Source organism: Myxococcus sp. AM009 (assembly GCF_013372605.1).
GTDB classification, from domain to species: Bacteria; Myxococcota; Myxococcia; order Myxococcales; family Myxococcaceae; genus Myxococcus; species Myxococcus vastator.
This window is the reverse complement of the sequence record NZ_JABXEP010000217.1, coordinates 1-9358: the sequence shown is the minus strand read 5'-3', so window position 1 is coordinate 9358 and position 9358 is coordinate 1. Positions and strand designations below refer to the sequence as shown.

General features: G+C 70.9%; 9 protein-coding genes. 2 read left to right on the top strand and 7 right to left on the bottom strand.

The features are described 5' to 3' along the window. The 7 genes from HV824_RS32715 to HV824_RS32685 all read right to left on the bottom strand — a co-directional run. A partial coding sequence (locus tag HV824_RS32715; RefSeq protein ID WP_176425002.1) for a HAMP domain-containing protein occupies positions 1-701 on the bottom strand: 701 nt, incomplete at its 3' end. Beyond that, complete coding sequence (locus HV824_RS32710) at positions 698-1867, bottom strand: sensor protein KdpD (RefSeq protein ID WP_176425001.1); 1170 nt, start codon at positions 1865-1867, stop codon at positions 698-700. The genes HV824_RS32710 and HV824_RS32715, both read right to left, overlap by 4 nt. Positions 1868-1956: 89 nt before the next feature. Continuing rightward, positions 1957-2583 (bottom strand): potassium-transporting ATPase subunit KdpC, encoded by a 627-nt coding sequence (gene kdpC / locus HV824_RS32705; protein ID WP_176425000.1) that lies wholly within the window; start codon positions 2581-2583, stop codon positions 1957-1959. A gap of 14 nt (positions 2584-2597) precedes the next feature. Next, the gene (kdpB, locus tag HV824_RS32700; RefSeq protein ID WP_176424999.1) at positions 2598-4658 is read right to left on the bottom strand and encodes a potassium-transporting ATPase subunit KdpB; all 2061 of its coding nucleotides are present in this window, start codon (positions 4656-4658) and stop codon (positions 2598-2600) included. Between the two features lies 1 nt (position 4659). Beyond that, a complete protein-coding gene (gene kdpA / locus HV824_RS32695; protein WP_176424998.1) occupies positions 4660-6381 on the bottom strand; it encodes a potassium-transporting ATPase subunit KdpA in 1722 nt (573 codons plus the stop codon). A gap of 9 nt (positions 6382-6390) precedes the next feature. Further along, positions 6391-6480, bottom strand: coding sequence for a K(+)-transporting ATPase subunit F (gene kdpF, locus HV824_RS32690; protein ID WP_163778980.1), 90 nt, complete (start codon positions 6478-6480; stop codon positions 6391-6393). Between the two features lie 108 nt (positions 6481-6588). Further along, positions 6589-7692 (bottom strand): outer membrane beta-barrel protein, encoded by a 1104-nt coding sequence (locus HV824_RS32685; RefSeq protein ID WP_176424997.1) that lies wholly within the window; start codon positions 7690-7692, stop codon positions 6589-6591. Between the two features lie 295 nt (positions 7693-7987). On the opposite strand from HV824_RS32685, the gene HV824_RS32680 reads away from it, so the two are divergent. Both HV824_RS32680 and HV824_RS32675 read left to right on the top strand, forming a co-directional pair. After that, the gene (locus tag HV824_RS32680) at positions 7988-8647 is read left to right on the top strand and encodes a cytochrome b/b6 domain-containing protein (RefSeq protein WP_368670922.1); all 660 of its coding nucleotides are present in this window, start codon (positions 7988-7990) and stop codon (positions 8645-8647) included. Beyond that, positions 8640-9335, top strand: coding sequence for a molybdopterin-dependent oxidoreductase (locus HV824_RS32675; protein WP_176417606.1), 696 nt, complete (start codon positions 8640-8642; stop codon positions 9333-9335). Before HV824_RS32680 ends, HV824_RS32675 begins: the two co-directional genes overlap by 8 nt. The last annotated feature ends 23 nt before the right edge of the window (positions 9336-9358 follow it).

Here is a 9358-nt window from a genome sequence, read left to right as displayed (position 1 = left end):
CAGATTTCGTCCCGCCCCTCCACCACCGCGCGCGCCGCGTAGTCGCCTTCGCCCAGGCGCCGCACCGCCTGCGACAACACCGACACCGGCCGGAGCGCCCGGTGCGTCAGCGACTGCGAGGCGAGCACTCCCACCACGAAGGCCACCAGCACCGCCGTCACCATCACCGTGTTCACCCGCGCGCTCTGCCGCTGCAACGCCTCGCTCTTGCGCACCATGGCGTCCTGGTTCAGGTCCAGGATGGCCCGGGCCGCGCCCATCACCGTCTGGAAGGCCGGCTCGAGCCCACCGAAGTACGCCGCCCGCGCGCCCTCCTGCGACGGCTGGGCGAGGAACCCCTCATAGCGTTCCAGGTAACGCCGCCAGGCCAGGCGCAGCCGGAGCGTCGCCGCGTCCTCGGCGGGCTCGGTGACGTTGCCCTCCTGCACCCGCAGCCGCGACTCCACGCGCTCGCGCTGCGCCGCCTGCTGCGCCAGCCCGCGCTGCCGCTCGCCCGCGATGATGAAGAGCGCCCCGCTGTCCATGCGCTCCAGCTGCGCCATCATCTCCTGCGCGGCCAGCACGCTGCGGTAGTTGTCCTGAAGCACCCGCGGCCCAGCGCGCCCCAGCCGGGACAACGTCCCCACGGCCACCACGCCCACCAGCAACAGCGCCAGGGCCAGGGGTGCCTGGGCCAGCAACAACCGGGCTCGCAGCGTCATGGGCGGCGTCCCTCCTCCCGCGGCTCGAAGGCCACCACGTGGATGTCGAAGCCCCGGCCCTCGCGCACCAACCGCACGTCCACCGAGCGCCCCAGCCGCTGCTTCCACCACGGCTGATGCGAGCGGCCGACGATGATGTGCCCCACCCCGTGCGAGCGCGCGAAGTCCAGGAGGCCCTCCACCGGGTCCCGGGTCCGCAGGCGCACCACCTCCGCGCCCAGCTCCTTCGCCTTCTCGATGTTCGTCAGCAGGTGCCGCTGCGCCTCCGAGTCGATGAGGTGCGGCGCCTCGCGCGGCGTCTCCACGTACACGACGAACCAGTCCGTGTTCAGCCGCCCCGCCATCCGCGAGCCCCGGCGCAGCAGCGTCGCCGCGTGCGGGGGATGGCTGGACAGCGCCACCAACACCCGGCCCCACGCCGCGCTCCGCTGCGAGCCCTCATCCCCTTCACGCGGCGCTGGCCTCGCGGTGGCGCGGTCCAGGCTCTCCGCCACCTCCCGCAGCGCCAGCTCGCGCAGCGTGGCCAGGTTCTCCGCCTTGAAGAAGCGCTCCAGCGCCTGGGGCACCTTGTCGTCCGCGTAGATCTTCCCCGCCCGGAGCCGCTCGTGCAGGTCCTCCACCGCCAGGTCCAGGTTCACCACCTGGTCGGCGGCCTTGAGGAAGCTGTCGGGCAGCGTCTCGCGCACGGTGACGCCGGTGGCGCGCCCCACCAAATCATTGAGGCTCTCCAGGTGCTGGACGTTGAAGGCCCCGATGACGTTGATGCCCGCCTCCAGCAACGCCTGCACGTCCTGGTAGCGCTTGCGGTGACGGCACACCGGCAGGTTGGTGTGGGCCAGCTCGTCCACCACCGCCACCTGCGGCTTGCGCGCGAGCACCGCGTCCAGGTCCATCTCCTCCACGGTGACGTCGCGGTAGGTGTACTGCTTGCGCGGCACCACCTCCAGGCCCTCCACCAGCGCCTGCGTGTCCGCGCGGCCGTGCGCTTCGACGAAGCCCAGCACCACGTCCACACCGCGCCGCTTCAGCGCATGCGCCTCCTCCAGCATCCGGTACGTCTTCCCCACTCCGGCCGCGAAGCCGATGTAGAGCTTGAGCCGGCCGCGCCGGCCCCGCTCCACCAGCTCCAGGAAGTCCTCCGCGCGTGAGCGCCGCGTCATCGTCATCCTCTCCCCATCCGGTGGGACGCCGGCGGAGGATGCCCTCGCGCCCGGCGAAGCTCACGTGGTGAATGCGCGCCTGCACGCAGCGGTGTTCAGGGCACGCCACGGCCCGGCCGCGGCCCGCCGTCCCCCACCCCCGGCGCCGGGCCGAAGCGCCGGTCCAGCGCCAGGTTCAACAGCAGGACGTTGACGCGCGGCTCGCCCAGCACGCCGAGCGTCCGCCCCTCCACCTGCGCGTCCACCACGGCCAGCACCCGCTCCGGCGCCACCCCCCGAGCCCGCGCCACCCGCGCCGCCTGCCAGCGCGCCGCCTCCGGCGACAGGTGCGGGTCCAGTCCAGACGCGGACGTCGTCACCAGCTCGGCGGGCACGGGCCCCGGGGCCTCCGGATTCTCCCGGCGCAGGCGCTCCAGCTCGGCCGCCGCGCGTTCCTTCAGCTTCAGCGACGTGGGCCCCAGGTTGCTGCCCGAGGACGCCGCGCCGTCGTAGCCCGCGCCAGCGGCGGAGGGACGCGGATGGAAGTACCCCGCCCGGGTGAAGCCCTGCCCGATGAGCGCGCTGCCCACCACCTGGCCCCGGTCGTCCTTCACCAGCGAGCCGTTGGCCTCCCCCGGAAAGAGGAGCTGCGCCAGCCCGGTGACGGCCAGCGGGTACAGCAGGCCCGTGAGCACCAGCGTGACGACGCACGCGCGCAGGGCCGTGAGGAGTGTGGAGAACATGGGGATGCGTCCTTTCACGCCAGGCCCACGGCGCCGAGCAGCACGTCGATGACCTTGATGCCCACGAAGGGGGCGATGACGCCGCCCACGCCGTACAAGAGCAGGCTGCGCCGCAGCAGGGCCTCCGCGCCCAGCGGGCGGTAACGAACGCCCTTCAGCGCCAGGGGGATGAGCAGGATGATGATGAGCGCGTTGAAGATGACGGCCGACAGCACCGCGCTGAACGGCGAGGCCAGCCCCATCACGTTGAGCGGCGCAATCTGGGGAAAGACGCCCATGAAGAGCGCCGGGAGGATGGCGAAGTACTTCGCCACGTCGTTGGCGATGGAGAAGGTCGTCAGCGTGCCGCGCGTCATCAGCAACTGCTTGCCCACCTCCACCACCTCCAGCAGCTTGGTGGGGTTGGAGTCCAGGTCCACCATGTTGCCGGCCTCCTTCGCCGCCTGGGTGCCGGTGTTCATCGCCACGCCCACGTCCGCCTGCGCCAGCGCGGGGGCGTCGTTGGTGCCGTCGCCCGTCATGGCCACCAACTTGCCTCGGCCCTGCTCGGTGCGGATGAGGGCCAGCTTGGCCTCGGGGGTGGCCTCGGCCAGGAAGTCATCCACGCCCGCCTCGCGGGCAATCGCCGCCGCGGTGCGCGGGTTGTCACCCGTAATCATCACCGTGCGGATGCCCATGGCGCGGAAGCGGTCGAAGCGCTCCTTGATGCCGCCCTTCACCACGTCCTTCAGGTGGATGATGCCCAGCAGCCGCGCGCCGTCCGCCACCGCCAGCGGCGTGCCGCCCGCGTCACCGATGCGGCCAGACACCTGGGTCAGCTCATCCGGCACCGCGCCACCCTGGTACTTCACATGCGCGACGATGGCGTCCACCGCGCCCTTGCGAATGCCGCGCGGGTGCGGGTCCACCAGGTCGCAGCCGCTCATGCGGGTCTGCGCAGTGAAGGGCACGAAGGTGGCGTGGTGCGCCTGGAGCTCGCGCGGGCGCATCTTGTACGTGTCCTTCACCAACGTGACGATGGAGCGCCCCTCCGGCGTCTCGTCCGCGAGGCTGGCGAGCTGCGAGGCCTCCGCCAGCTCCTCCATCCGCACGCCCGGCATGGGGAGCAGCTCCGTGGCCATGCGGTTGCCCAGGGTGATGGTCCCCGTCTTGTCGAGCAGCAGCGTGTCCACGTCACCCGCCGCCTCCACCGCGCGTCCGCTCATGGCCAGCACGTTCTTGCGCAGCAGCCGGTCCATGCCCGCGATGCCAATGGCGCTCAGCAGGCCGCCAATCGTCGTGGGGATGAGGCACACCAGCAGCGCCACCACCGCCGCGCCCGACAGCGGCGCGCCCGAATAGAGCGCCAGCGGCACCAGCGTCACGCACGCCAGCAGGAAGATGAGGGTGAGCCCCACCAGCAGGATGTGGAGCGCCACCTCGTTGGGCGTCTTCTGCCGGGCCGCGCCTTCCACCAGGCCAATCATCCGGTCCAGGAAGGACTCGCCGGGGTTGGCGGAGATGCGCACGCGGATGCGGTCGGAGAGCACCTTCGTGCCACCCGTCACCGCCGAGCGGTCGCCGCCCGACTCACGGATGACGGGGGCGGACTCGCCCGTCACCGCGGACTCGTCCACGCTGGCGATGCCCTCCACCACCTCGCCATCGCCGGGGATGAGGTCTCCGGCCTCGCAAATCACCTCGTCGCCCTTGCGCAGGTCCGGCGCGGGCACGCGCTCCTCGCGGCCGTCCTTCCAGCGGCGCGCGGGGGTGTCCTTGCGCAGCTTCCGCAGGGCGCCGGCCTGGGCCTTGCCGCGCCCCTCCGCCATGGCCTCCGCGAAGTTGGCGAAGAGCACGGTGAACCACAGCCACACCGTGACCTGCACGGTGAAGCCCAGCGGCGCGGCCTCCGGGCGCGGCGCCACCAGGTCCTTCACCACCAGCACCGTGGTGAGCAGGCTCCCGGCCCACACCACGAACATGACGGGGTTGCGCACCACGTCGCGCGGGTGGAGCTTGCGCAGGCTGTCCACCAGCGCGGGTTTGAGCAGCGAGGCGTCCAGCAGCGACACCGGCTTCGAAGCAGGGGAGGACATCTCAGTAGACCTTTCCGGCCCCGGCGAGGAAGTGCTCGACGATGGGACTCAGGGAGAGGGCGGGGAAGAACGTGAGCGCGCCGACGATGACAATCACGCTCACCAGCAGACCGGTGAAGAGCACGCCGTGCGTGGGGAAGGTGCCCGGGCCCGCTGGCGCCACCTTCTTGCCCACCATGGAGCCGGCGATGGCCAGCGCGGGCACCATCACCAGGAAGCGCCCGCCGAGCATCGCCATGGCCAGGGTGATGTTCCAGAAGGGCGTGTTGGCGTTGAGGCCCGCGAAGGCGCTGCCGTTGTTCGCCGTGCCGCTGGTGTACGCATAGAGGATTTCCGACAGGCCGTGCGGCCCCGCGTTGTTGAGCGAGGACACGCCCTGCGGCAGCACCGCCGCCAGCCCGCTGAAGCCCAGCGTGAAGAGCGGAAAGATGAGCACGTACAACATGGCGAGCTTCATCTCCCGCGCCTCGATTTTCTTGCCGAGGTATTCGGGCGTGCGGCCCACCATCAGCCCGGCGATGAAGACGCTGAGCATCACCATGACGAGGATGCCGTAGAGGCCCGCGCCCACGCCGCCGAAGACGACCTCCCCCAGCTGCATGTTGACCAGGGGCACCAGGCCGCCCAGGGGCGTGAAGCTGTCGTGCATGGCAATCACCGCGCCGCACGAGGCCGCGGTGGTGACGGCGGCGAAGAGCGCGGAGGCGGTGATGCCAAAGCGCGTCTCCTTGCCCTCCATGTTCCCCGCCTGCGCCACCTGCCCGGCGGCGGCGATGGCGGGGTTGCCCTGGGCCTCCGCCGCGTACACCGCCGCCACGCCCGCGAGGAAGAGCACGGACATCGCCGCGAGCAGGGCCCAGCCCTGCCGGGTGTCACCCGCCATCTTCCCGTAGGTGTACGTGAGGGCCGCGGGGATGGAGAAGATGGACACCATCTGCACCAGGTTGGTGAAGGGCGTGGGGTTCTCGAAGGGGTGGGCGCTGTTGGCGTTGAAGAACCCGCCGCCGTTGGTGCCCAGCATCTTGATGGCCTCCTGCGAGGCCACCGGCCCCTGCGCCAGCGTCTGGCTCGCGCCCTCCAGCGTCGTCAGCCGCAGGTAGGGCGCGAAGCTCTGGAGCACGCCCTGCGACACCAGGAAGAGCGCGTAGAGCAGACACAGCGGCAGCAACACGTAGAGGGTGGCGTTCATCACATCCACCCAGAAGTTTCCCAGCGTCCTCTGTCCGTCCGGGCCGGGCCGGCGGGTGAAGCCGCGCGCCAGCGCCAGGGCCACGCCGATGCCCGCGGCGGCGGAGACGAAGTTCTGCCACGCCAGGCCCACCATCTGCGTGAAGTAGCTGAGCGAGGACTCCCCGCCGTACGCCTGCCAGTTGGTGTTGGTGGTGAAGCTGGCGGCGGTGTTGAACGCCAGCTCCGGCCCCACCGCCGTCATCCCCTGTGGATTGAGCGGCAACAGGTGCTGCGCGCGCTGGAGGCCGTAGACGATGAGGACGGAGAAGAGACTGAACGCCAGCAGCGAGCTCGCGTAGGCCACCCACGTCTGTTCGCGCCGGTCCGCCGCGCCACACAGGCGCAGCAGCAGGCGCTCCACGGGCCCCAGCACGCGGGCCAGCGGGCGCGCGTCGCCTTCGAGGACGCGAAAGAGGTAGGCGCCCAGCGGCTTCGTCACCGCCAGCACCAGGGCGAAGAACAGCAGGATTTGCGACCAACCGATGAAGGACATGGCGGGGGCCTAGAAGCGCTCCGGACGGAGCAGCGCATAGAGGAGGTAGGCGCCGAGCAGCACAGACAGGACGGCGCCAGCGGCGTATTCGAAGGTCATCGGGAAAGACCTCACAGGCGCTCGCAGCCGTGGACGTAGGCCCACGCGAGCGCGAAGAAAGCGGTGGTGACGAGGACGAGCACGAGGTCCATGGCGTGGGGCTCCCGTTCAGAACCAGGCGACGGCGCCGAGCACGGCGAGCGTCTCGGAGTCCTCGAACGTGGGTGCGCCATCCACTCCGGTGGCGCGTGCGGTGAAGACGTCCGCGGTGGAGGTGTCGTGGCGCGCCTCCAGCTTGAGGACCAGGTGTTCGGCGGGCTTCACCTCCAGGGTGAGCGTGCCGCCCGCCAGCGTCTGCGACGCACCGGAGATGACACCGTCCAGGTCTCGGTACGCCTCCACGCGAGCCGCCAGGGCCACCGGCTCCGCGAGCTGGACGCGCGCGTTGAGGCCCGCCGCGTACCACGGGGCCGCGTCCTGTCCGGAACGCGCCTGCCGGCCCACGTCGGCGGTGGCCGCCAGTGAGAAGGCCCGCGTCACCGTCCAGGTGGCCACGGCGTCCGCGAAGAGGCGGAGGCCGCCGTCACCTTCCTCCCCCACGAAGGTGTTGAAGGCGGCGGACAGCCGGTGCCCCGCGTAGGCCACCTGGGTGCCCAGCGCCTTGCCGCGGTTGTTCTCACCCATCGTCTGCCAGCCATTGAGCACATGGAGCTGCGCGCTCCACGCATCATTGAAGGCCCAGGTGCCCTTGAGGCCGGACTGGTAGTAGGGCGACAGCTCACCCATCCACGAGCGCGTGTAGGTCCAGTTGAGCTGCGACTGGAACGACTCCAGGCCGATGTGGCTGGGATAGACGCCCGCCTCCAGCGTCAGCGGGCCCGTCACATACGACACCGTGGCCTGCTGGAGATGGCGCCACGCTCCGGGGCCAATCGCGGCGCCCTCTGGCTCGGCCTGGTGCAGCACCTCGATGCCGGTGCCGAAGCCCAGCAGCACCTTGAAGCCCACGGGCGCGGCGGCCAGCGACACGCCCAGCGAGGCGAGGTTGATGGAGACCTCGTTGTCGCGCTTCGCGGTGGTGCCCGTGCCAGGGAGGAAGCTGGCCCCGTCAGAGGGGCGGTTGAAGTTGCGCGCGTAATACACGTCCACCCCGCCCTCCACCGTCAGGCGGGACAGCAGGCCCGGGGGTTCGGCATCAGGGGACGGCTCCGGCGCGGGAGCCTGGGACAACAACAGGGAGGACAGCAGGGACGACAGTGGAGATGCGAGCATGGTCGTGCCCTCCCCAAGAGCACCCGCCGTGCCCGGCCAGCGCCCACGGTGCCCCTGTCATTCCAGGGGGTTGGGCCCCGGACTTCCTGCCCTGGGTTGCACCTTGCACGAAACAGCCTGAAGGTTTCGTGCGAGCTGAAAGCCCGGCCCGGTTGGCCGGGTGCCCCCCGGGGCCAGGGGCTCGTCCTCCGCGCGACGCACGGGCGCATGGCACCAGCCCTGAATGACGGCTGCCCATCAACGCGAGCCACACCGCGCCCACGCCGCGTGACGCCGGGTGCTTTCTTCCGCGCGCGTGCAAGCCCCTGAACGACGCAGGCCCCAGCCGTGGCTCATCCGAGTCACCCACTGGCTCAACGTGCCGCTGCTGCTCATCATGGCGGCCAGCGGCCTCCAGATTTGGGTCGCCTATCCCATGCTCGGGCCACAGGGCCGTCCCTACGGCGGGTATCCCTTCCAGGGCATCACTCCGCCCGAATGGATGCGGCTGGGGAGCTGGCTGGCCGGCGCCCGTCACTGGCACTTCGCCTTCGCCTGGTTCCTCACGCTCAACGGCGTGGCGTACGTGCTCTACCTCGCCCTCAGTGGTGAGTGGCGCCGCCGCCTCTTCCTGCCCCGCCGCGACGCGCGCAACGCCCTGGACACGCTCGCCTTCTACCTGCGCGTGCGCAAGCACGCCCCCGCGCAGGGGCTCTACAACGGACTCCAGCGGCTGGCGTACACGGGCACGCTGGCGCTGGGCCTGCTCGCGGTGCTCTCCGGACTGGCCCTCTACAAGCCCGTGCAGCTCGGCGCGCTCACCTCGCTGCTGGGTGGCTACGACGCGGCGCGCGCCGTCCACCTCATCATCCTGGTGCTGCTCGCCCTCTTCACCGTGGGCCACATCGCGCTGGTGCTGCTCCACCCGCGAAGCCTGGTGGAGATGGTGACGGGCGGAAGGAAGCCGGATGCCTAGCCACCTCCTCACGCGGCGCACGGCACTGCTGGGCACCACCGCCCTCACCGTCAGCGCGTGTGACAGCAGCCGCCCTCGCGAGGGCTTCCTGGGCGTCATGGAGCGCTTCAACGCGCGCGCACAGGCCGCGTTGTTCGATGAACGCCGGCTGGCGCCGGAGCTGCCTCCCGAGGAGACGACGCCCCCAGGGAAGTTCCCCGAGTACTTCGTCTCCGACACGGTGCCGCTCGCGCCCACGGGCTGGGCGCTCCAGGTGGGCGGAATGGTGGCGCGGCCCGGCGTGCTGACGCTGGACGACCTCCAGCGCCTGCCTCGCACCGACCTGCGCATCCGCCATCACTGCGTGGAGGGCTGGAGCGCGGTGGCGTCCTGGCATGGCGTGCGCCTGAGCGAGCTGGCCCGATACGCGGGCGCTGACACCCGAGCGGGCTACGTGGAGCTGCGCTCGTTCGACGCGGGCTATTATTCGTCCTGGGACCGGCCCAGCGCCTTCCATCCGCAGACGATTCTGGCCTACGGCATGAACGGTCAGCCGCTGACGCCCGGACACGGCGCGCCCCTGCGCCTCTATTCGGGCGTGAAGCTGGGCTACAAGATGGTGAAGTACCTCACCGAGGTAAACTTCCTTCCCGAGCCCACCGGCGGCTACTGGGAAGACCGCGGCTACGAGTGGTTCGCGGGCGTGTGAGGCCCCCCTGCGCTCCCCCTCCC

What these genes read in the sequence shown, in the direction of transcription:
- HV824_RS32710 (WP_176425001.1), bottom strand. Translation starts at nt 1,867, where the DNA reads ATGACGATGACGCGGCGCTCACGCGCGGAGGACTTCCTGGAGCTGGTG.
- kdpC (WP_176425000.1), bottom strand. Translation starts at nt 2,583, where the DNA reads ATGTTCTCCACACTCCTCACGGCCCTGCGCGCGTGCGTCGTCACGCTG.
- kdpB (WP_176424999.1), bottom strand. Translation starts at nt 4,658, where the DNA reads ATGTCCTCCCCTGCTTCGAAGCCGGTGTCGCTGCTGGACGCCTCGCTG.
- kdpA (WP_176424998.1), bottom strand. Translation starts at nt 6,381, where the DNA reads ATGTCCTTCATCGGTTGGTCGCAAATCCTGCTGTTCTTCGCCCTGGTG.
- kdpF (WP_163778980.1), bottom strand. Translation starts at nt 6,480, where the DNA reads ATGACCTTCGAATACGCCGCTGGCGCCGTCCTGTCTGTGCTGCTCGGC.
- HV824_RS32685 (WP_176424997.1), bottom strand. Translation starts at nt 7,692, where the DNA reads ATGCTCGCATCTCCACTGTCGTCCCTGCTGTCCTCCCTGTTGTTGTCC.
- HV824_RS32675 (WP_176417606.1), top strand. Translation starts at nt 8,640, where the DNA reads ATGCCTAGCCACCTCCTCACGCGGCGCACGGCACTGCTGGGCACCACC.